This window comes from Shewanella profunda (assembly GCF_023283765.1).
Lineage (GTDB): Bacteria > Pseudomonadota > Gammaproteobacteria > Enterobacterales > Shewanellaceae > Shewanella > Shewanella profunda.
The window spans coordinates 70,130-92,150 of sequence record NZ_JAKILG010000011.1 but is presented as its reverse complement, the minus strand read 5'-3'; the positions used below and the strand labels follow the sequence as shown (position 1 = coordinate 92,150).

Annotated in this window: 19 protein-coding genes; 4 read left to right on the top strand and 15 right to left on the bottom strand. The window is 44.6% G+C overall.

The window, feature by feature from the left end:
* Positions 1–25: 25 nt before the first annotated feature.
* Both L2744_RS07960 and asnB read left to right on the top strand, forming a co-directional pair.
* A complete protein-coding gene (locus tag L2744_RS07960; RefSeq protein ID WP_248991408.1) occupies positions 26–1,702 on the top strand; it encodes a M28 family metallopeptidase in 1,677 nt (558 codons plus the stop codon).
* A gap of 586 nt (positions 1,703–2,288) precedes the next feature.
* Positions 2,289–3,953 carry an asparagine synthase B gene (asnB, locus tag L2744_RS07955; protein ID WP_248991407.1) on the top strand — a complete coding sequence of 555 codons (1,665 nt, stop codon included), beginning with the start codon at positions 2,289–2,291 and terminating at the stop codon, positions 3,951–3,953.
* Between the two features lie 149 nt (positions 3,954–4,102).
* On the opposite strand, the gene L2744_RS07950 is transcribed toward asnB, so the two are convergent.
* The 4 genes from L2744_RS07950 to L2744_RS07935 form a co-directional block, all read right to left on the bottom strand.
* The gene (locus L2744_RS07950) at positions 4,103–5,431 is read right to left on the bottom strand and encodes a DKNYY domain-containing protein (RefSeq protein WP_248991406.1); all 1,329 of its coding nucleotides are present in this window, start codon (positions 5,429–5,431) and stop codon (positions 4,103–4,105) included.
* 113 nt (positions 5,432–5,544) lie between these two features.
* Positions 5,545–6,453, bottom strand: a complete 909-nt coding sequence (locus L2744_RS07945; RefSeq protein ID WP_248991405.1) for a DUF1444 domain-containing protein — start codon at positions 6,451–6,453, stop codon at positions 5,545–5,547.
* Positions 6,454–6,688: 235 nt separating this feature from the next.
* Entirely contained in the window at positions 6,689–8,938 is a 2,250-nt protein-coding gene (locus tag L2744_RS07940; RefSeq protein WP_248991404.1) for a TonB-dependent siderophore receptor, read from the bottom strand.
* A 367-nt stretch (positions 8,939–9,305) separates the two neighbouring features.
* On the bottom strand, positions 9,306–11,096 hold the full coding sequence (locus tag L2744_RS07935; protein ID WP_248991403.1) for an acyl-CoA dehydrogenase C-terminal domain-containing protein: 1,791 nt from the start codon (positions 11,094–11,096) through the stop codon (positions 9,306–9,308).
* Between the two features lie 245 nt (positions 11,097–11,341).
* On the opposite strand from L2744_RS07935, the gene L2744_RS07930 reads away from it, so the two are divergent.
* Entirely contained in the window at positions 11,342–12,190 is an 849-nt protein-coding gene (locus L2744_RS07930) for a D-hexose-6-phosphate mutarotase (RefSeq protein ID WP_248991402.1), read from the top strand.
* A 102-nt stretch (positions 12,191–12,292) separates the two neighbouring features.
* On the opposite strand, the gene L2744_RS07925 is transcribed toward L2744_RS07930, so the two are convergent.
* The 11 genes from L2744_RS07925 to yceD form a co-directional block, all read right to left on the bottom strand.
* Positions 12,293–13,168, bottom strand: a complete 876-nt coding sequence (locus L2744_RS07925) for an NAD(P)-dependent oxidoreductase (protein WP_248991401.1) — start codon at positions 13,166–13,168, stop codon at positions 12,293–12,295.
* 315 nt (positions 13,169–13,483) lie between these two features.
* Positions 13,484–13,963, bottom strand: a complete 480-nt coding sequence (locus tag L2744_RS07920) for an acyl-CoA thioesterase (RefSeq protein ID WP_248991400.1) — start codon at positions 13,961–13,963, stop codon at positions 13,484–13,486.
* A 118-nt stretch (positions 13,964–14,081) separates the two neighbouring features.
* Entirely contained in the window at positions 14,082–14,450 is a 369-nt protein-coding gene (locus L2744_RS07915; RefSeq protein ID WP_248991399.1) for a hypothetical protein, read from the bottom strand.
* A 219-nt stretch (positions 14,451–14,669) separates the two neighbouring features.
* Complete coding sequence (gene fabF / locus L2744_RS07910; RefSeq protein WP_248991398.1) at positions 14,670–15,908, bottom strand: beta-ketoacyl-ACP synthase II; 1,239 nt, start codon at positions 15,906–15,908, stop codon at positions 14,670–14,672.
* Between the two features lie 236 nt (positions 15,909–16,144).
* Positions 16,145–16,378 (bottom strand): acyl carrier protein, encoded by a 234-nt coding sequence (gene acpP / locus L2744_RS07905; protein ID WP_006081231.1) that lies wholly within the window; start codon positions 16,376–16,378, stop codon positions 16,145–16,147.
* A 164-nt stretch (positions 16,379–16,542) separates the two neighbouring features.
* Positions 16,543–17,289: a 3-oxoacyl-ACP reductase FabG gene (gene fabG, locus L2744_RS07900; RefSeq protein WP_248991397.1), complete on the bottom strand. Its 747-nt coding sequence runs from the start codon at positions 17,287–17,289 to the stop codon at positions 16,543–16,545.
* Between the two features lie 10 nt (positions 17,290–17,299).
* Positions 17,300–18,226 carry an ACP S-malonyltransferase gene (fabD, locus tag L2744_RS07895; protein ID WP_248991396.1) on the bottom strand — a complete coding sequence of 309 codons (927 nt, stop codon included), beginning with the start codon at positions 18,224–18,226 and terminating at the stop codon, positions 17,300–17,302.
* 90 nt (positions 18,227–18,316) lie between these two features.
* Positions 18,317–19,276: a beta-ketoacyl-ACP synthase III gene (locus tag L2744_RS07890; RefSeq protein WP_248991395.1), complete on the bottom strand. Its 960-nt coding sequence runs from the start codon at positions 19,274–19,276 to the stop codon at positions 18,317–18,319.
* A gap of 9 nt (positions 19,277–19,285) precedes the next feature.
* Positions 19,286–20,314 (bottom strand): phosphate acyltransferase PlsX, encoded by a 1,029-nt coding sequence (gene plsX, locus L2744_RS07885; protein ID WP_248991394.1) that lies wholly within the window; start codon positions 20,312–20,314, stop codon positions 19,286–19,288.
* A gap of 15 nt (positions 20,315–20,329) precedes the next feature.
* Positions 20,330–20,500, bottom strand: a complete 171-nt coding sequence (gene rpmF / locus L2744_RS07880) for a 50S ribosomal protein L32 (protein ID WP_006081226.1) — start codon at positions 20,498–20,500, stop codon at positions 20,330–20,332.
* A 17-nt stretch (positions 20,501–20,517) separates the two neighbouring features.
* Positions 20,518–21,042: a 23S rRNA accumulation protein YceD gene (yceD, locus tag L2744_RS07875; RefSeq protein WP_248991393.1), complete on the bottom strand. Its 525-nt coding sequence runs from the start codon at positions 21,040–21,042 to the stop codon at positions 20,518–20,520.
* Between the two features lie 263 nt (positions 21,043–21,305).
* On the opposite strand from yceD, the gene L2744_RS07870 reads away from it, so the two are divergent.
* On the top strand, positions 21,306–21,890 hold the full coding sequence (locus tag L2744_RS07870) for a Maf family protein (RefSeq protein ID WP_248991428.1): 585 nt from the start codon (positions 21,306–21,308) through the stop codon (positions 21,888–21,890).
* Positions 21,891–22,021: the final 131 nt, after the last annotated feature.

The window sequence follows — 22,021 nt, the reverse complement described above, 5'->3', positions numbered from 1 at the left end:
ATTAAAACAACAGTAGGATTAACCTATGCGACGTTTGTATCCACTCTGCGCACTTGCGATGCTGAGTGCCTGTAACCCTAATACGACACAACCCGATGCTAAAAAGACTTTAACAGAACCTCAAACAGCGCAATTTAATGAAACGCGCATTAGAGATGATATTAAAGCTCTGTCATCCGATGAATTTGAAGGTCGTGCACCGACCACTCACGGTGAAAAACTCACCTTGGACTATCTATCCAAAGCCTTTACAGAGATGGGGCTCAAGGGCGCATACCAAGGCAGCTTTTTGCAACCTGTGCCTATGGTGAGCTATACCGCAGATGAAGCGCAGCAAGTCACGCTGGCAGGATTAGCCTTTAAATACCGCAAAGATCTGGTGCTTAGCAGTCGCCATGATAACGGTGGTATTAACATTGAAAATGCGCCATTAGTTTTTGTTGGCTATGGCGTCAATGCCCCAGAATATGGTTGGAATGATTACCAAGATCTCGACATGAAAGGCAAAATCGCGGTGATCTTAGTGAACGATCCCGGCTTTGCCCGCCCTGACTCAGGTAAGTTTAACGGCAAAGCTATGACCTATTACGGTCGTTGGAGTTACAAATTTGAAGAGGCCAGTCGTCAAGGTGCCCTTGGCGCCTTGATTATCCATGATACTGAGCCCGCCTCTTACCCGTGGTCTGTAATAGAGAATAGTTGGACTGGGCCACAGCAAGATCTGGTGCTCAGCAAAGCAGAGCAAGATAGCCGAGTGCAAGTTGAAGGCTGGCTCACCTTAGATGCCGCGACGCAAATTTTTGATAAAGCTGGTTTATCACTCACTAACTTGATGGCTCGCGCCGCTGATAGCTCAATCAATTTACCCCTTGAGCAAACGGCCAGTATCGCCTTTAAAAATAAGGCTGAATACGCGAATAGCTACAACGTGGTCGCCACACTCCCCGGCAGCAAACAAGCCGATGAGCAGATCTTGTTTACCGCCCATTGGGATCACCTAGGTAAAGACGAGACAAAAACAGGCGATCAAATTTACAACGGTGCCATGGACAATGCCTCAGGTATTGCGGGCATTCTCGAAATCGCCAGGCAGTTGGCCGACAATGCGAAACAAGACCACGGTTTAGCGCGATCGGTCACCTTTATCGCCACCACAGGTGAAGAACAGGGCTTACTCGGTTCGCGCTTTTATGCTGCCAACCCACTTTATCCTATCGATAACACTGTGGCGGTATTAAACCTAGATAGCACCAATATTTATGGTAAAACCAAAGACTTTACTATCGTCGGTAAAGGTAAATCCGAGTTAGAACCTTACCTTATCGATGCGGCGAAACAACAAAATCGCATCGCCATGGGTGAGAAAAATCCCGCTTCGGGCGGTTTCTTCCGTTCAGATCATTTCAGCTTTGCCAAACTAGGCGTGCCCGCCGTCTTTGCAGGGGGCGGTAGCGAGCCCGTCGATGATTCCACAGCGGCCTATAAAACCCAGATGCAAGCCACGATGAAGGGCTGTTATCACAATGTCTGCGATGAATATCGTGAAGAATGGGATTTAAGTGGCGCATTGCAAGACTTGCAAGTCTACTACCAAGTCACGCGCACATTGGGCAACAGCAAAGATTGGCCGGGATATTATCAAGGCACTGAGTTTAATAGCCTGCGCCCCGCCAAAACGACGCTAGCAACGGATGCGAAATAGTGCGCATCCAGAGTAAGGCGCTGCTGAGTAAGAGCCACCTTAGTAAGGAGTCTTTTAGTAAAAAGTCTTCTGAATAAAGCGCCTTCTAAAGAGCTACAGATTAGGCAAAGTACCAAATAATTTGGAAAAGCACGTGAGCCATTCACGTGCTTTTTTGTTTTTAACTCACTAAACCCGCAGTTGTCACAAAATATCCGTCCCTCAATATCGTTATCCATAGGTTTATGCCGCCTTTTGATGTTAAAGACAGCATAATAATTGATTAAAAATAAAACACTTAAACGTGATAACTCGCCATTTAAGGTCTTTTTTGACGATTTTCTGTCGTCGACACTTTTTAAAAAAACATTATGAATTCCCCAAAACCCCCCGCGTCAAATCAAACAATAAAAACAAATCATCAAAAATAACGCAGATTAAATGAATTATCCTCAAATAAAACACTTAAACATAAAGATCTAAATCAACAAAAACACCAATAAGCAGATAAAACATCAAAAATAGTGTTTGGCAAATACCTAAATTGCTGGCACATTAAACCTCAATTGAGACATCCTCAAATGACAGACAGTGTGGGAGTTGTACTATGTGTTCAATCTTTTCGATTTTAGATATCCAATCTGATGCCAAAGAACTGCGCCAAGTCGCGCTAGAAATGTCTAAGCTCATGCGCCACCGTGGCCCTGACTGGTCAGGTATTTATGCCAGTGATAAGGCGATTCTTGCCCACGAACGTTTAGCGATTGTTGACATTGAACACGGTGCCCAGCCGCTGCTGACCGAAGATGGCAGTTTAATTCTCGCGGTCAACGGCGAAATCTATAACCACAAAGAACTGAAAGCCCAGTTAGGCGATAAGTACAGTTATCAAACCAACTCCGATTGCGAAGTGATCTTGGCGCTGTATCAAGAATACGGCACTGAATTTCTTGATAAATTAAACGGTATCTTCGCCTTTGTGTTATATGACAAAGCCCAAGATAGATACCTTATCGGCCGCGATCACATGGGTATCATCCCGCTATACACAGGCCGTGACGCTGCGGGTAACTTCTATGTTGCCTCAGAAATGAAAGCCTTGATGCCAGTGTGTAAAACGGTAGAAGAATTCTTACCGGGCCACTATCTCTATTCAAAAGATGGTGAAGCCGTTAAATACTATAGCCGCGATTGGCAAAGCTATGATGCGGTTAAAGATAACCCAGCAAGCCAAGAAGAATTGCGTGACGCATTAGAAGCGGCGGTCAAGCGCCAATTAATGTCAGACGTGCCCTATGGTGTGTTGCTGTCGGGCGGCTTAGATTCATCGATCATTTCCGCCGTGACGCAAACCTTTGCTAAACGCCGAATTGAAGACGATGGCGAGACCAACGCTTGGTGGCCACAGTTGCATTCTTTTGCCGTCGGCCTTGAAGGTGCGCCAGATTTAATCGCCGCCAAAAAGGTCGCCGAAGCGATTGGTACGATTCACCATGAGATCCATTTCACCTTCCAAGAAGGCTTAGATGCGATTAAAGAAGTGATCTATCACTTAGAAACCTATGATGTCACCACCATACGTGCTGCCACACCAATGTATTTAATGGCGCGTAAAATCAAAGCCATGGGCATTAAGATGGTGTTATCTGGCGAAGGGGCTGATGAGCTATTTGGCGGCTATTTATACTTCCATAAGGCGCCAAACGCACAGGCATTCCACGAGGAATTAGTCCGCAAACTCGACAAGCTGCATCTGTTCGATTGTCTGCGAGCCAACAAAGCCATGGCCGCTTGGGGATTAGAAGCTCGCGTGCCCTTCCTCGATAAAGAGTTTATGGATGTGGCCATGCGCATCAATCCTGAAGCGAAAATGTCTAAGGATGGCCGTATCGAGAAACACATTTTGCGCCAAGCCTTTGAGCACAAGTTGCCAAAAGAAGTGGCGTGGCGTCAGAAGGAACAATTCAGTGACGGCGTGGGCTACTCATGGATTGACGGTTTGAAAGAACAAGCCGCAGCGCGTGTGGATGATTTACAACTGGCGAACGCGAAATTCCGTTTCCCATACAACACGCCAGAAACCAAAGAAGCCTATTTCTATCGCTGCTTCTTTGAGGAACATTATCCACTGAGCGGCGCTGCAGAAACGGTTCCAGGCGGTAAATCCGTCGCCTGTTCAACACCAGAAGCGCTAGCTTGGGACGAAAGCTTACGCGGCATTATCGACCCATCAGGTCGAGCAGTACGCTCAGTGCATACAGCGAGTTATTGATCAACATAGTTAAGCAAACATCAGCTTACCAAAAGCAAATAAATGAAAAAGAAACAACCACCTTAAGGTGGCTGTTTCTTTTCAGAAAATAAACCAAATTAGAGATGTAAAGGTGCATAAACCATAGGTTTGGCATTACCTAACATAATTTACTTAGGCATTAGAGGTAATAAATCTTCACGTACCATTTCAAAATTTAGCATACCATTATGTTCAGTCGAAAAATAAACTGGTAATCCGTAACGGTTATAAATAATCACCTCTTTCATGGTAATTCCATTACTTAGATTAATATTCCTATACCAAACACCTTCATTATAGATGACATCAATGCTCTTTTGTTGTAAGTATTCACCTGACGTTAACACCACTTTTGAATATTCAGTACATTGTCCGACTCGATAAGCACACTTACCCGTATTGTACTGCAAAAAATTGTAGCTTCTCCCCGTATATACTGGCTCTTTAATTATTTCCCCATCCAAATTAAATTCCAATTGCATAAGTCCATATACTGCAGAATTATATACATTAAAAACTGCTCCCCCTTCCCTCTTACCTAAAAATTTAAAGCTAACTTTGTTAGGAATTAAGTCTGTCGTTATTAATGTAAAACCATAGTCCGTATCTACTTTATCAAAACGTTGTGCTAGCAGCACTTCTGGACTACCGATATCACCAGCTAAATGCTCCACTATCATGCCAACATGAGCGATTTGATTCTCCTGTGCTTGACTTAATATTCGAGCTTTCTCATCACGGAAACCTTTTACTGTTTTCGAAATAAAATCATCGCTACTTATATTAGAAATAGGTTTATTAACGTCGACATTTTCACAACCCACCCTTAATGCATCTTGATAACAACCAAGTTTATCTCTAGCACTAAACTTATGCCAATCAATGACTTTAAACGTCGCTAAATCTGCGTCATCTAAACGTGTAGACTCATAAAATATACCATTTTTATCTTTTGCGTATTGATAGTTCAAAGGCATGAATGTGTTTGCATCAGCAGTAGCTATTATACGATCTTTATAGTAGACACATTTTGCATCTCGACTCCAACGTTCTTCATTTTTAAATGGTAAAAAACTTTTAACATCACAAGGATTAAATCCCTTATACTCATAAAAAATAAATTCACCAGCTTTGATAACACTTATATTATCATTAAAAAAACTCACTTGTTTTGGTGAAGCGCCGTAGATGATTTCACCTTGTAAAAAAACATGCTTTTCATCTATTGCATAGCCATTTTTAAGCAATTTGAAACTACCAGGTTCTGCAAAAGGTATAGGAATGCCAGAATAGTAAACTGCTTTATTATCAACTGCATAAATCTTTTCATCTAGTACCCTAAATGATGAAAGATCGACGCCATACATAGGCACCTTCTTTCCTTTTGTGTAGTTAATATCCGAGTAATCTGGCTTAACCCAATATACATGTGTATCATTATAAATATACTTGTTCATTGAATTACAACCTACCAACGTAATCAATGAAAACATTATCAATGAAAGTCTAATCATAGTGCGCCTATATAAATAATACATCCAAAACTAAAGCTATAGCAGAGCATACAATGTTAAAATTTAAATACCGTACAGCGTAAAACATCCCAAGAACGGCCATGTCGCTCAAATATTAATCTGGACAACTCATGATTATCCGTAGCTTGGTATTCGGACAGATAGTGAGTTAACTCTTGAATAGCTTGTTGGTTTTCTTTATCAACAAATATAACAACATCACGATGAAGTGCCGCTACCGCTACAGACAATTGATTATCTCTCTCAATTTGATCCCATAATTCTGGCCACAACAAAGTACAAGCCGCCATATTATCTTCAGCACTAATAAAGTACATTTCCCCCTGCTGCGTATATTTTAAGCACGACAAGCTAGGCAATGTATTCATTTTTGCCGTATCTTGCCACGTATCACCCTTCAATCCAAAGTGCGCTGCCGTATTAGGGCTAACGGCAATAAATTGTGAATTTGTATCAAAGGCATACGATAACAAGAGGTCACCAACGAATGGTGATGTGTACGGAATATCATCAGCCACATTGTGTTCATCTTTCAGGTGCCTGATGTAGTTCACATTTTTTAATCTTGGTACAATACTCAATTCATTCCCTTGCGCGTCATAAGCAGATCCTTCATTACTCGTATCTCTAGCATTATCTGCATCAACAAGACTGCTTTTTATAAAACCCGTTCCTATCCCTTGATAGTAACAATACTCTGCAATAATAAACATTATGATTATAGATAGAAGTAAGAACTTATTACCAAGGGAATAATGTTCGTCAACGAAAAGGATCCCAATTACTGCGACTGCAACTAAGAGAGCACTGAATATAGCGGCAGGTAAATTGACTACTATTTTATTTTCACAACCTATACAGTTTATTTTAAATGGGTTTGATGAAGAACAAACTGCAAAAAATCCTACTTGACTACCACAGTGACGACAAACCATTTTAGACATTAATACTTCCTAATTTTATGGGCGTTATTTTTATATGCAGACTAATTTTCCGCCATTTTATCAATAAAACAACTTGATACAAGTTTTTCATTTCACATTATCACTAAAATAAAAGCCATTTTAATAATTTACCTATCACTGTGAAGCATGGTTTGTGTATGCAATAAGGCCTGATATGTTTCGTAACATATCAGGCCTTATCAGATTCACCGTCTGGAGTTTAAATTATGAACAATTAAAACTTATGACTCAGTTCTAGAGTGATATTGCGCGGCTCACCGGGGAAATGACCATTATGCTTAGTAAAACCACTGACAGCGTATTCTTTATCAAAGATATTTTTAAGATTTAAGCGAACTTGGGTTTGATCCCACTGGGTCGTCCAACTCATATCAAAAATCGTATGGGGTTTTACTGTTTGGCCCTCGAGGCTAAACTGCTCACCCACGTAATCCATGCCAAAGGCAATCGCAGAATCTAACGCATCGATATCATAACGCGTCCATAGTCCGGCTTGATGACGCGGCGCATTAGCAAAGTGCTTACTGTCAAAGGTATTCGTTAAACTGTCGTTTGTAACACCTTTAATCACTTCGGTTTCGTTATAGGCATAATTTGCCGTAACGGTTAGATTATCGGTTAGATCACCTACCAGCGTCCATTCAACGCCTTGACTGCGTACTTCACCCAAATTAAGCAAATTTGGAATACCATCGTCATCGCCAGTATCTAAGGGGTTAGCTTGAGCAACATTTTGCTTTTCAATTCGATACAAAGCCAAGGTTGTCATAAACTGGCCATCAAGCCATTCATTCTTCATCCCAAGCTCAATTTGATTGCCGGTTTCAGGATCGAGGAAACCGTCACCAATATTTTCAGCTTGATTAGTTAAGGATGCAGGTTTAAAGCTTTCAGAGTAATTCAAATAAAAGGACATTGAATCGATAGGGCGATAATTCAGCCCTGCCCTTGGCGTTATCGCGTTATCGCTGAAGGAGAAACCCGTCTTTTTATCATAATCATCAAACTGGCTAAAACGCAGACCTGCAATTATGGACCACTGTTCGTTAAAGTGCAGATGTTCCTGTACATAAACACCATAACGCTTAGCGCGGACGCCATCGGTATCTTTGTCCGTCAGGTTGTAACTACTAGGGTCGGTTTCACCATAATTAAGGTCAAAAATATTCAGGTTGCCGACGCCTGTCTTATCAGTCGCCAGTTTGTAGTGGTATTCGGTTTCAACGTAGTGATAATCACCGCCGAACAGGAATTCATGTTCAAAACCTAAGGCATCGAATGCATAGACAAAGTCATTGGTTAAACTGATTTCATCATTAGCGCGTGATTGCACGCGATACTCACGCTTAATGGTGCCATCAAGCACATCAGCACTACCATCGCCATTGACATCCACCCAGCCTCGCGACTCATGATATTGCTGATCTGACTCATTATTGAGATAACGGACCTGAGTTTTGATCGAGAAATTATCGGTAAATTGATGATCGAGAATAGATTGCAGCACCAGTGCATCCATCTTCTGGAAATCACTTTTCTCATTGGTGTTATAGGAAGGATCAACGAGGAAGTTACCGTCATCATCGGTAGGAACACCGCGCAATCGATTGCCGCCTAAATCCTGCTTAATGATATCGAAAGTGGTGGTGAGCTTAGTATCATCACTGATTTCGTACAGTAACCCTCCTGCCACTTCCGCATTTTGACTATCGGCATTATTACGGAAGCTATCTTCCTGCTGGTAATAAGCACCAAAACGATAGGCGAGATTTTTGGTTAAGCCGCCCGTTAAATCCAGCGAGCCACCCATCATATCCTCGCTACCCGCGCTTAATGTCAGCTCTTTACTTTCCACAAAGGTCGGTTTTTTAGTGACATAGTTAATCATGCCACCGGGTTCACCACCGCCATAAAGTGCCGATGCAGGCCCTTTTAACACTTCAACCCGTTGCACATTAAACAGTTGTGGCACAGAAAACCCAGAGTAGGGATCGCCCCTTACCCCATCATAGAAGACGTTAGCATCATCACGAAAACCACGAAAGGTCACACCGGAATAACTGAATTCACTCACACCTGCGATAGAGCGATATAAATCGGTGATATTGCGCGCTGCTTGGTCAATGATTAACTGTTCGGTTAGCACTTGCACCGACTGCGGCAGCTCCATGACATTAATCGCTGTCTTAGTACCTATCGTTGTTTCCTTATCGACATACATTTGCATCGCGCGGCCATGCACGGCAATGCGCTCAGGAGCAACCAGCGTGACTTGCTCGGTGGACTCTGATTGAGTCGCTACTGAACTTGTTGCTGACGAGTTCGTTGTAGACAGACTCTGTTCAGATGCATCTTTATCGAGTACGGTTTCGGCGGCAATGACAGACTGATGTTGAGCCAGTGCAAGTGCGATTAATGAGTAGGCGAAGCGAGTCTTCACAAAATTTCCCCAGCGCGAGCGCATAAAATTGTATAAACCAAAGGGTTTACAACTGTTTTCAAATGAATTGGCGTCATTATAAGGACTGATACGCGAATAACAATGATTATCGTTTGAATTTACATAAGAGGGTTATTGATTAACACTGGATCTCTCTCGCGATTCTGCAGAAATATTTCGCTCAAGTTCAATCTAAGTCGCACGCTGGTAGCACAAAGCAATAAGAGTGGGTTTGAGAGGGATCAAATAGCGAAATATATAGAGCACATAGAACAGGGCCTGAACGGATAAGCGGCCTAAAGCAAAAACCAGCGACAAGGCGCTGGTTTTGACTGTTGTTAAGCTCTTATTAAGCAAGGGCTTAACTCAGCATAGCTAAGAATGTAAGGATTTAAAAGATAGCTTCATCCAATTGGGTTAGCATCTCACTCGCTTGCTCAATTTGCTTACGCAGACTGCGACCTTGCACCGCCCAATACGCCATGTAGAAATCGGCGGTTTTCAATTTAGCCCGATAAAATGCAGTTTCTTCGGTGCCCTGCTCCAGCGCCGCTAATGCCACGGCGGCACTTCTGGCCCACATCCACGCCAGCGCGGTCACTCCGAATAACTCCAGATATGCCATGGAGGCTGCGCCGATAATGTCAGGATTGGTCGCCGCTTGTGCAGCTAAATAACCGCTGGCCTTTTGCAAATCGCCCGCACAATCCATCAAACCGTTCACATAGGGTTGCATCGCCGCATTGGTGCTATGCGACTTAATGAACTCAGTCACTAACGCCGACCATTGCTGCATCGCCGCGCCGCGATCGCTAAGCAACTTACGCCCCACTAAATCCAGCGCCTGAATGCCATTAGTGCCTTCATAAATCAGCGCAATACGGCTATCACGCACAAATTGCTCCATGCCCCATTCATGGATATAACCATGTCCCCCAAAGACTTGTTGCGCATCGACACAGGCATTAAAACCACGATTAGTGATAAAGCCTTTCACCACTGGCGTAAACAGCGCCGCTAATTGGGATGCGACCTTGGCTTTGGCAGGATCGGTATGACGCTCTGCTTCATCGAGCCACAAAGCTTGTTGCCCAACTAAGGCTCTAGCGCCTTCATTAAAGGCTTTTTGCGACAGCAACATGCGGCGCACATCGCCGTGAACCAAAATCGGATCGGCGGCTTTTTCGGGGGCTTTTGCACCGCTCAAGGCGCGGCTCTGTAATCTGTCTTTAGCATAGGCCAGCGCATTTTGATAGGCAATCTCAGATACTCCCAGCCCTTGCACACCCACGCCTAAACGCGCTTGGTTCATCATAGTAAACATGGCACGTAAACCTTGGTGTGGCTCACCGACAAGCTCGCCCAATGCACCATCAAATACCATCACGCAGGTTGAGTTACCGTGAATGCCCATCTTATGTTCAAGGCCACTGGCATATAAAGTGTTCGGTGCGCCTAAACTACCATCGTTATTCACTAATACTTTAGGCACGGCGAACAAAGATATGCCCTTCACGCCTTCAGGCGCATCCGGCAGACGAGCTAATACGAGGTGTACTATGTTGTCGGTGAGTTGGTGATCGCCTGAGGAGATAAAAATCTTCTCGCCCGTAATGGCAAAAACGCCTTCGGATACAGGAACGGCTTTGGTGCGCAATAAAGCTAAGTCAGTACCGGCGTGGGACTCGGTCAAGTTCATGGTTCCTGTCCATTCACCGCTAACAAGTTTGCTCAGATATTTTTGCTTAAGTGCATCACTGCCGTGGGTGTGTATCGCGGCATAGGCGCCATGGGTTAAACCGGGATACATGGCAAAGGCCATATTAGTTGCCGTTTGCATTTCAGCAGCAAAAATCCCCACCACTTCGGGTAGACCTTGGCCGCCATATTCAGGATCGCAGGTCAGCGTCGGCCAGCCATTATCAACAAACTGCCGATAGGCATTATCAAAACCCTCCGGTGTAATCACCTTACCATCGACCAACTTACAGCCTTGCAGATCGCCGACACTATTGAGCGGCAGCATAACTTCAGTACTAAAGTCGGCCATACCTTGCAGGATCGCATCGACAAGATCTGGATCGATTTCATCGAACCCCTTGAGTGCATCTTGCTGATAAATATGTAACATCTCATCGAGGATAAATTGATAGTCGCGCAACGGCGCTTGATAAACTGGCATAATCGCTTCCCTTTTCTTGTTAGACTGCAACTCAACTAAGTGATCTGACCACTTTGGTGCTCTGACCACTTTAGCTAAATCTGCCGAAAAAGGAAGCACCCCAACATCCGTCACAGACTTTTGTTTACACAACTAAACAGCAAAAGCGTAAATTGATCGCAACAAGGACTTATGCTTAAGCGGAAAACTTTGTAAGCTAACTGCCTGTTTTCTGATATGCCATCAGAGTTGAGGATATTGCAACTATGGGTTCTGTCACTACTAAAAAGCACGCTAACGGGCTCGATTATGTCGAAGTGAATACGACGTTATGTCAGGCAAGAATTTTTTTGCAGGGCGCGCAAATCGACTATTTTCAACCCGTAGGAAAACCACCTTTGCTGTGGGTTTCATCGGCTGACGATTATCAACCCGGTAATGGGATCCGTGGCGGTGTACCCATCTGCTGGCCTTGGTTTGGCATGAGTAGTGAAGCGAACTTTCCCCAACACGGTTTTGCCCGTACCCGCATTTGGGCACTAGAATCGGTAGAAATGCGTAATCAGTTAGTGGATTTACGTTTTAGCTTAAAAATCAGTGAACAAGATAAAATCTATTGGCCGCATAACACTCAGGTCAGCGTGTTATTCACCCTAGGCGACACCCTAAGCATTAGCCTTGTGAATACCAACTTAGGCGATGAAACCGTCACGCTCACCCAAGCGCTGCACAGTTATTTCCCGATTGAAGATATCCACCAACTCAAAGCCAGCGGTTTTTGCGGGTCAAAATACATCGAATTTGCTGAAGGGCCTTATCCGCAAACCACGGATGAAGTGCGATTTGATCGCGAAACAGATCGTGTCTATACCGATCTCGGCCCAGTGCAGTTATTGCATACGCCGCAGGGGACAATTGAAGTGAGCCGTGAAAACAGCCAATCAGCGGTATTATGGAATCCATGGATTGAAAAGTCACAACGCCTTGGCCGATTTAATCCAGAGGATTATCTGACCATGGTCTGCCTAGAAGCGGCCAATGTATTAGAAGATAAAGTCGTGTTTGCCCCAGGTGAAAGCCACAGTTTAGTGACCCATATTCGCTGGAAAGACTAACGTTAAATATCCTAGTAAAAACAATACAAACAAAAATGCCCAGTTCAATACAAATGAAGACTGGGCATTTTTATAGCGGTCGAAACCTTAAAATGAGATAGCTTACTTAGCCGATTTTTCTAAGCGCGCCAACAGACTAGACGTATCCCAACGGTTACCGCCCATGCCCTGCACTTCTGAATAGAATTGATCGACTAAAGCGGTCAATGGCAAGTGTGAACCATTACGGCGAGCTTCTTCTAAGGTGATACCTAAGTCTTTACGCATCCAATCGACTGCAAAACCAAAATCATAGCTCTGGCCCCACATCGTCTTGTAGCGGTTTTCCATTTGCCAGCTCTGCGCCGCGCCTTTGCTGATCACTTCAATCACTTTCTCGCCATCGAGTCCAGCCTTGCGCGCAAACTGTAATGCTTCCGCCAAACCTTGCACCACACCCGCGATACAAATTTGGTTCACCATCTTAGTTAACTGGCCTGCGCCGACATCACCCAAACGCTCGGCGCAGCGGGCAAATGCCTCGATAACAGGTTTAACGCGGGCAAACACCGCTTCATCGCCGCCAACCATCACAGTTAAGGCGCCATTTTCGGCGCCCGCTTGACCGCCTGACACGGGCGCATCGAGGAAATCGATGCCTTTTCCGGCTAAGACGTTAGCAAGCTCGCGGGCGACATCGGCCGAAGCCGTAGTATGGTCAACCAGCACAGCGCCCTTTTCCATGCCATGGATAACACCATCGTTACCTAACACGACTTCACGTAGATCGTTGTCATTGCCCACACAGGTAAACACAATGTCTTGACCTTGAGCCGCTTCCTTTGGCGTTGGGCAGCAACGTCCTCCATAGGTGTCAACCCAAGTTTGTGCCTTGGCAAAAGTGCGATTATAGACAGTGACCTCATGGCCTTTGTTAAGTAAATGCCTCGCCATGGGATATCCCATTACGCCTAAACCAATAAATGCGACTTTTGCCATGAAGTGATCCTCAAATAGGTAAAAAAGGTGAATTGATTAGAAACTGTAGAATCTGGTTATGTTTCGTCTGCCAATATGTTACCGCTAAAACCTGAGCAATAAACACTAAAAAATGCCAGTAAGTGTTTCAATCTATGGGGTCAATTTAGGGTTTCTATCTAGGCTAATGAGCAGTAAAAATACTGGCCGCAGTTTAGCATTCATCCCACATAGCGTCAGGGTCAAATCGGACCGAGTGGCAAACGCTCTTTTCTGCAGAGACAACAAAGGCGCCAACAGCGCCTTCGAACAAACTAATACAACACCACAATGCAGTTATTTCACCACATGGGCTTCCATCTCAGCGCCAATCTTTTTACGCATTTCCATCAAGCGCAGCGCTGAATCCCGCAGATGAATGTCGTGTTCAGTCTGTGGTACCCATTCAGGTACAGGCGTCGGTTGACCATCCTCATCCACAGCCACCATGATCACAATACAATGGGTGGTAAGATGACGCTCCGAAACTTTAGGATCCCCCGCCCGCACATCGATACCAATATGCATAGAGGTCTTGCCCGTATAAATCACTTTTGCGCTGACTTCGACGATATTGCCCACCAAAATCGGTTGCACAAAACGGATCCCGCCCGCATAGGCAGTTATACAATATTTACCACTCCAACCCGCGGCACAGGCATAGGCTGCAAGGTCAATCCACTTCATCACAGCACCGCCGTGAACTTTACCACCAAAATTAACATCCGCAGGCTCGGATAAAAATCTCAGGGTACTTTGTCTCTCTATACCAGCCATAAAACCTCAACTTATTCAGCCACTGTGGCTCAATATTCTTGCGCAATAAGCTGAGTTTACGATAGAAATCCCTGATAGCGTAAAAATAATTGCGATTGACCACACCAAAGAATTCGATTTAGCCGAAGCGGCTAATAAGCGTGCAAAAGATCAATAGGCACGGCAAAGCCAAACGATAAATCCATAACTGCAGCGCACTAGTGACAAAGCGGGAACATTTAGCAAAAGTATAAACACCTAAACCTAAAATAAAAAAGCCTAGCACCTCAAACCCTGCCAACATATCTGAAGTGCCACCAGCATTAATCGCCGTCACCAGTAAAGCGAACCAAACTGCAACATAGGCAGTAATCGCAAGAGTGAATGTCTTTATTCCGATTTCCATCTCAGGATGCCAGATTTTAGATTCTCCGCGGATTAATTCGGTCAGATTCGCTGCTATGGCGCCAACTATGGGTATAAGCGGGATCACCGCAGGGTTTAACATGACACACTCCATTATAAGCTGAATAGAGGGTCATTATCGACAGTAGAAAAGATTAAACAAGTGAGATGAACAAAGGTTAACATTATGGATATCAGATAGTTAGAAAGTGATTTTAATCACAATAAAGGCGTATCTAACTGTGTTCAACTCACTATATCTAAACGTTTGACTCATAAAAAATGCGCCCTCGGGCGCATTTTTAACACTGACTAATGGATTTTAGACTTTCTTAAACAGTAATGAACCGTTCGTCCCACCAAAACCGAAGGAATTACACAAAGCGTAATCCATCTTCACATCACGGGCGGTATGGGCCACAAAGTCTAAGTCACAACCCTCATCTGGATTATCCAAATTGATGGTTGGCGGTACGGCTTGATCACGCAGTGCTAATAAAGTGAAAATCGCCTCAACCGCACCCGCTGCACCTAACAGGTGACCCGTCATCGATTTAGTCGAGCTAACCAGCACTTTATAAGCGTGGTCACCAAATACTGACTTAACCGCCGCCGCTTCCGCTTTATCACCCGCTGGCGTCGAAGTACCGTGGGCATTGATATAACCAATTTGCTCCAGTGATAACTTAGCGTCATTAATGGCATTGACCATAGCTGCCGCAGCGCCAGCACCATCGCTTGGAGGCGATGTCATGTGGAATGCATCACCGCTCATACCAAAACCGACTAACTCACCGTAAATGGTCGCACCGCGCGCTTTTGCGTGTTCGTACTCTTCCATCACCATCACACCAGCGCCATCACCGATCACAAAACCATCACGGTCTTTATCCCATGGACGGCTCGCCGCAGTCGGATCGTCATTGCGTGTCGATAACGCTTTCGCTGCACCAAAACCTGCTACGCCTAAAGGAGAAGTCACATCCTCTGCGCCGCCTGCAACCATAACGTCCGCATCGCCATAGGCAATGGTGCGCGCCGCGAAACCGATATTATGCACACCAGTAGTACAAGCGGTGGTCACAGCAAAGTTAGGCCCTTTCATACCAAACATGATCGACAAGTGGCCCGCTATCATATTAATGATGGTACTTGGAACGAAGAAAGGAGAAACTTTACGAGGGCCGCCGTTCATCAATGCGCTGTGACCTTGTTCAATTAACCACATTCCCCCCATACCAGCACCGATCGCAGTACCGACACGATCTGGGTTTTCTTTGCTCATATCCAGACCTGAGTCTTGGATAGCTTGGATGCCAGCGGCCATACCATATTGAATAAAGAGGTCCATCTTACGGGCATCTTTTTTCGTTACGTATTGCTCAACATCAAAATCTTTTACTGAGCCACTGAAACGAGTGGTAAACTCACTGGCATCAAATTTGGTTATAGGCGCAATACCACTCTTACCAGAAAGCAAAGCCTTCCAAGTTGTATCGACAGTATTGCCCACTGGAGTTACTAACCCCAAACCGGTTACCACTACACGACGTTTAGACACGGCAGTCACCTTTAAATGCTAATTTGTTAGTTCTGATAGATAAAACAAGGTTTTCTATCATTAGACAATTTCTTAAATAACGTTTATTTAGAAAAATTCGCCAATCTGCGGCGAGCATCTCGTGGATAACAATTAAAACACTATCCAGAGACGATTGAATGGCACTACAGCAGGATTTGACGGGGGTAAAACAAAAACAGGCGGCAAAAATGCCGCCTGTCTTCAAGAATTCAGAATTACTGATTCTTAGAAACGTAGTCGATCGCTGCTTGAACAGTAGTGATCTTTTCAGCTTCTTCATCAGGGATCTCGGTATCAAACTCTTCTTCCAGAGCCATAACCAACTCAACAGTGTCCAGAGAATCTGCACCCAGATCGTCAACGAAAGATGCCGCTGGCTTAACGTCTTCTTCTTTAACGCCCAGTTGCTCTACAATGATTTTCTTTACACGTTCTTCGATGTTGCTCATTAGTTTTCTTTCCTATTCAAATTACGCACTTGCGTAAGATTGCGAGTAGTTTATTAGATTTGGCTGACAATGCAAGCTTAGTTTTCGTGGTCTAACCACGAAATTTAACAACCAATTGATACAGATCACTACTCAATTGGAGACAGTATCCCTGCCATCCGCCCTTAAACCATGTACATTCCGCCATTCACATGCAAAGTTTCGCCTGTGATATAAGCAGCAGAGTCCGAGGCCAAAAAAAGCACAGCGTTAGCAATTTCTTGCGCTTGCCCTAATCGTTCCATCGGAACCTGAGACATGATAGCTTTTTGCTGATCTTCGGTCAGCTCATCAGTCATATCGGTCTGGATGAATCCAGGAGCGATAGCATTAACCGTAATTTGACGAGATGCAACCTCTCTTGCAAGAGATTTTGTAAATCCAATCAATCCGGCTTTTGCTGCCGAGTAGTTAACTTGACCTGCATTACCCATGGTGCCTACCACTGAACCTATATTGATGATACGGCCGAAACGCTTTTTCATCATGGTACGCATCACAGGTTTTGATAGTCTGAATAATGATGTCAGGTTGGTATCAATGATATCCTGCCATTCATCATCTTTCATTCGCATCAGCAAATTATCACGGGTGATACCCGCATTGTTGACTAGAATATCAACATCTCCAGCTTTTTCTTTGATCGAGGCGAATAAATGTGTAACAGATTCACTATCTGTGACATTAAGCACTAAACCAAAACCTTTGTCACCCAGATATTCTTGAATCGCTGCGGCGCCCTTCTCACTTGTTGCAGTTCCAACCACAACCGCCCCCGCTTCGACTAATGTTTCGGCAATAGCACGACCTATACCACGGCTCGCACCAGTAACCAAAGCCACTTTACCTGTTAAATTCAGGCTGATACTCATTGCAAACTCCTTACTCAGTTAATGCTGCTAATGAAGCAACATCATTAACCGCTTGGGCTGAAAGTGATTTATTAATTCGTTTTGCTAAACCAGTCAATACTTTACCTGGTCCACACTCGACTAATTGGCTGATACCATTCTGAGCCATGACTTCAACAGTCTCACTCCAGCGTACTGGACAATATAACTGGCGCACTAACGCATCTTTAATCTCATCTGCAGAGTTAGGCGATGCCACATCGACATTATTGATAACCCTAATCTTAGGGGGATTAAACTGCACATCGTTCAATGCCACAGCAAGTTTATCTGCAGCGGGTTTCATTAAGGCGCAATGCGAAGGCACGCTAACAGGTAAAGCCACCGCCATTTTAGCGCCCGCCACTTTACAAGCTGCCGCCGCGCGCTCAACCGCGTCTTTTTGACCCGCGATAACCACTTGACCAGGACTGTTAAAGTTAACAGGGCTGACAACTTCACCCTGAGCCGCTTCGGCACAAGCTGCCGCAATGCCATCATTATCTAAACCGATAATGGCATACATAGCTCCGGTTCCCGCAGGAACAGCCTGTTGCATTAGTTGACCGCGTAGTTCAACCAGTTTAATTGCATCTTTAAAATCAATCACACCCGCACAAACCAAGGCTGAATATTCGCCTAAGCTGTGACCCGCTAACATGGCAGGCATAGATTTGCCTGAAGCGACATAGGTACGCCAAATAGCCACACTTGCCGCTAACAACGCAGGCTGTGTTTTATCGGTTTCGTTCAGGGTTTCAACAGGGCCTTGCTGAACCAATGCCCACAGGTCATAACCTAGTACGCCACTCGCCTCGGCAAAGGTTTGTCCTACGATAGGTTGAGATTCAGCGAGTTCGGCTAACATACCTAAGGCCTGTGAGCCTTGGCCAGGAAATACAAACGCTACATTTTCCATATTCAAATTACCTATGGCGAACTTAATTTATTGAAAATTACCTACACATCTAAGATAAGCTAACGCTATGTCACTTAGATGAAAAAAAGCTTAGAAACGTACTAATGCACTGCCCCACGCAAATCCAGCGCCAAAGGCTTCAAGTAACAACAATTGCCCACGTTGAATACGGCCATCACGCACGGCTTCATCGAGTGCAATTGGCACTGAAGCCGCTGAAGTATTACCGTGTTTAGCAAGAGTCAACACCACTTTATCTAAACTCATATCGAGTTTTTTAGCTGTGGCATTAATAATACGGAAGTTGGCTTGATGCGGTACTAACCAATCGATGTCTGACTTATCAATATTGTTAATACGTAAGGTTTCAGTCACAACATGGGATAACTGAGTCACGGCCACTTTAAAGACATCATTGCCTTTCATGGTCATAAACCCAACCGCTTCGGAAGTTTCTCCCTTGCGTGGTGGGAAGGCACATTTCAGCAAATCGCCTTGACGACCATCTGCGTAAATATGGGTCGAAATGATCCCAGGTTCATCAGACGCACCGATAACGACTGCGCCAGCACCATCACCAAAAAGAATGATTGTGGTACGATCTTCTGGCTCACATAAGCGAGACAATACATCGGCACCAATCACTAATACTTTTTTAGCGGCGCCCGTTTTTACAAATTGGTCGGCAACCGATAACGCATAGACAAAGCCTGAACACGCCGCAGCGATGTCAAAGGCTGGAATGGTATGCACCCCAAGCATGGCTTGGATTTCACAGGCCGCAGCCGGAAAAGCATTGGGTGCACTAGTAGTGCCGCAAACGATCATGTCTAAATCTGATGCTTCTATGCCGGCCATTTCTAGCGCTTGTAATGCCGCTTGATAGCCCATAGTTGAAACGGTTTCATCGAACGCCGCAATGCGGCGTTCTGATATACCAGTACGTTCAACAATCCATTGGTCAGTGGTTTCCACCATTTTTTCCAAATCTTGATTGCTACGCACCTGCACTGGCAGATAACTACCAGTTCCGAGAATTTTTGTATGCATAAGGAGGGATCAGCTATTTATATCTAAAAGAATCGACTCTAAACGATCTTTTATCATTTCAGGGAGTCGACGTTGAGCTTCAGTTACTGCCAAACTAATTGCTTGTAAATAGGCAGTTTCATCCGCATTTCCATGGCTTTTTACAACTATTCCGCGCAATCCTAACAGACTTGCTCCGTTATAGTGGTCGGGGTTCATCTGGCTAAGCACCGCCTGAATGCGAGGAGCGATAAGTTTAGCCAAGAAACGCACGAATAAACCTTGGGTTAATCCCCGTTTTAACTGATGTACCAATAACTTGGCAATGCCTTCAGAGGTTTTCAACGTGATGTTACCCACAAAACCATCACAAACAATGACATCTACGTTACCGGAATAGATTTCATCGCCTTCGATAAAACCTGTGTAATTGATTTGTTCTGTATGCTGCAGTAACTGTGCAGCTTGCTGTACTTGATCATTACCTTTAATTTCTTCAACACCAACATTGAGCAAGGCAACCTTTGGACGCGATTTTTTATCTACCGCTTCACATAAAACCGACCCCATAACGGCGAATTGAAATAAGGTCTCTGAATCGCAGGAAATATTAGCCCCAAGATCTAGCAAATAAACAGGTTTTTGAGTCACAGCGGGTAAACAGCTTACTAATGCGGGACGGTCAATTCCTGGCAAGGTTTTTAATAGCACTTTTGCCATTGCCATCAGCGCACCAGTATTGCCAGCACTCACACAGGCTTGCGCACGTTCGTCACGCACCAACTCAATGGTCAAACGCATCGAACTGTTTTTACGTGTACGCAAAGCGTGTACAGGTCTATCGGACATACTGACGACTTCATCGGTATGGATGACTTCAATACGGGAAAGTAACAGTGGATCTGCTTGACGTAAATAGACATCAATTTCAGTCTTATCACCGACTAAAATGATCTGAAGAAAAGAATGTAATTGTAGTGCCCGCAAAGCTGCAGGCACTGTGACGTGGGGGCCATGATCACCACCCATCGCATCTAACGCAAGCGTCAGACTCGTCATTAGGAAACCAACAAATTACTTGTTGATTACCTTTTTACCGCGATAGAAACCATCAGCAGTCACATTGTGACGCATATGGATTTCACCGCTGGTAGCGTCTACAGACAGCTGAGCAGTGCTCAGTGCGTCATGTGAACGGCGCATACCGCGCTTTGAACGAGATTTTTTGTTCTGTTGTACAGCCATTGGCCCTGTCTCCTAGATTACTTGCTCTTCAGTTTTTCTAACACTGCAAACGGATTTGGACGCTCCTCTTGAGCGGGTTCGATCTCGCCTACAACTATGTCTTTAGATCCTACAGTGCAATCAATTGCTTCATGCATTGGGATTATCGGCATAGCGACTATCAATTCATCTTCGATCAATTGATGCAGACGTACTTCGCCAATTTCATTGCACTCAATTGGGTCATACGCATCCGGGAGCTCATCGATTTCTGCCTTAGTCCGGCATGGACCGAAGCAAAACTCGACCGTAACCTCAGTGGTAAATAGTGTCATGCAACGTTGACATATCAGAGTGAGCTCCGTCACAGCCTTCCCTTTCAGGTAGACTATCCCCTGTAAATCCACGCCACATTCAATCGACACTGCCACATCGGAACAGTCGCCGGCACATAACTCACTTAATCTTTTCAAATACTGCCCAGGCACAATCCCATAATAAACGAGGCGGCTTGAGGCGGCACGAAATGGATCAATTGAAACCGGTATCTTTACTGTTTGCATAAGGCGCGCATATTATAGTTTGAAAACGCTAGAGTCAAAGAAAAATTTCTAACTTAAGTCCCAGTTTGCGACTTAAGCGTTTCTCTAGCCCCAACATTGAAATTAACGGAAGCAAAATTCTACCCAAGCTAGTGCAGGCATACAAGCATAAGCCATCTAAAATAACCGCATTCATTGAAAAGAAACGCCGAAATACGAAACTCTTGCACTCTGTAGCGCAGATTGGTCACAATATGACTCATTCTTTTGCGGATATTCCTTTTATGCCAACCCAATTAATCTTAGCTTCGACTTCTGTATACCGACAATCTTTACTGCAAAAGCTCGGTTTACCCTTCAAATGCTATAACCCTAACATTGACGAAACGGCACAGATCAATGAATCGGCTCACGCCTTAGTCCTGCGATTAGCCAAAGCGAAGGCCGTCGCGGGGGCAACGCAATTTCCCGATGGGTTAATCATTGGCTCTGATCAAGTTGCGGTCATTGATGGCAAAATTATCGGTAAACCCCATCATTTTGAGAATGCTGTTGCGCAACTAAGCCAAGCCTCAGGCAAAGCAATCACCTTTTATACTGGCCTTGCACTCTATAATGCCGCAACTGGTACGATTAACGCCGAAGTTGAACCATTTACGGTACATTTTCGTCATCTTACCCGTTCGCAAATTGTGGCCTATATCGAGAAGGAAGAACCCTATTATTGTGCAGGTAGCTTTAAGAGTGAAGGCTTAGGCATATCACTATTTACACGACTCGAAGGCCGCGATCCTAATACCTTGATTGGCTTACCACTAATACTACTGACTGAAATGCTGTTAACCCAAGGCGTAGACGTTCTCGCTTAGTACGCTTAGGTTTTACTTAGTGCGCCCTGTTTATTGAGTAGATAAACAGCATCCAGAAATCCTAGTCGCAGATACGCGTCATCTAAAGGATAATCCACGAATAAAGGTAAAAGGGAAGTCTTAAGCGAAGC

Coding starts and splice junctions, on each gene's coding strand:
- L2744_RS07950 (WP_248991406.1), bottom strand. CDS start 5,431: ATGAACAAGTATATTTATAATGATACACATGTATATTGGGTTAAGCCA.
- L2744_RS07915 (WP_248991399.1), bottom strand. CDS start 14,450: ATGTTAAACCCTGCGGTGATCCCGCTTATACCCATAGTTGGCGCCATA.
- acpP (WP_006081231.1), bottom strand. CDS start 16,378: ATGAGCAACATCGAAGAACGTGTAAAGAAAATCATTGTAGAGCAACTG.
- L2744_RS07945 (WP_248991405.1), bottom strand. CDS start 6,453: ATGTCTAAAATGGTTTGTCGTCACTGTGGTAGTCAAGTAGGATTTTTT.
- L2744_RS07940 (WP_248991404.1), bottom strand. CDS start 8,938: ATGCGCTCGCGCTGGGGAAATTTTGTGAAGACTCGCTTCGCCTACTCA.
- L2744_RS07870 (WP_248991428.1), top strand. CDS start 21,306: ATGCCAACCCAATTAATCTTAGCTTCGACTTCTGTATACCGACAATCT.
- L2744_RS07960 (WP_248991408.1), top strand. CDS start 26: ATGCGACGTTTGTATCCACTCTGCGCACTTGCGATGCTGAGTGCCTGT.
- L2744_RS07890 (WP_248991395.1), bottom strand. CDS start 19,276: ATGCATACAAAAATTCTCGGAACTGGTAGTTATCTGCCAGTGCAGGTG.
- L2744_RS07930 (WP_248991402.1), top strand. CDS start 11,342: ATGGGTTCTGTCACTACTAAAAAGCACGCTAACGGGCTCGATTATGTC.
- L2744_RS07935 (WP_248991403.1), bottom strand. CDS start 11,096: ATGCCAGTTTATCAAGCGCCGTTGCGCGACTATCAATTTATCCTCGAT.
- L2744_RS07925 (WP_248991401.1), bottom strand. CDS start 13,168: ATGGCAAAAGTCGCATTTATTGGTTTAGGCGTAATGGGATATCCCATG.
- yceD (WP_248991393.1), bottom strand. CDS start 21,042: ATGCAAACAGTAAAGATACCGGTTTCAATTGATCCATTTCGTGCCGCC.
- asnB (WP_248991407.1), top strand. CDS start 2,289: ATGTGTTCAATCTTTTCGATTTTAGATATCCAATCTGATGCCAAAGAA.
- fabD (WP_248991396.1), bottom strand. CDS start 18,226: ATGGAAAATGTAGCGTTTGTATTTCCTGGCCAAGGCTCACAGGCCTTA.
- fabG (WP_248991397.1), bottom strand. CDS start 17,289: ATGAGTATCAGCCTGAATTTAACAGGTAAAGTGGCTTTGGTTACTGGT.
- plsX (WP_248991394.1), bottom strand. CDS start 20,314: ATGACGAGTCTGACGCTTGCGTTAGATGCGATGGGTGGTGATCATGGC.
- rpmF (WP_006081226.1), bottom strand. CDS start 20,500: ATGGCTGTACAACAGAACAAAAAATCTCGTTCAAAGCGCGGTATGCGC.
- L2744_RS07920 (WP_248991400.1), bottom strand. CDS start 13,963: ATGGCTGGTATAGAGAGACAAAGTACCCTGAGATTTTTATCCGAGCCT.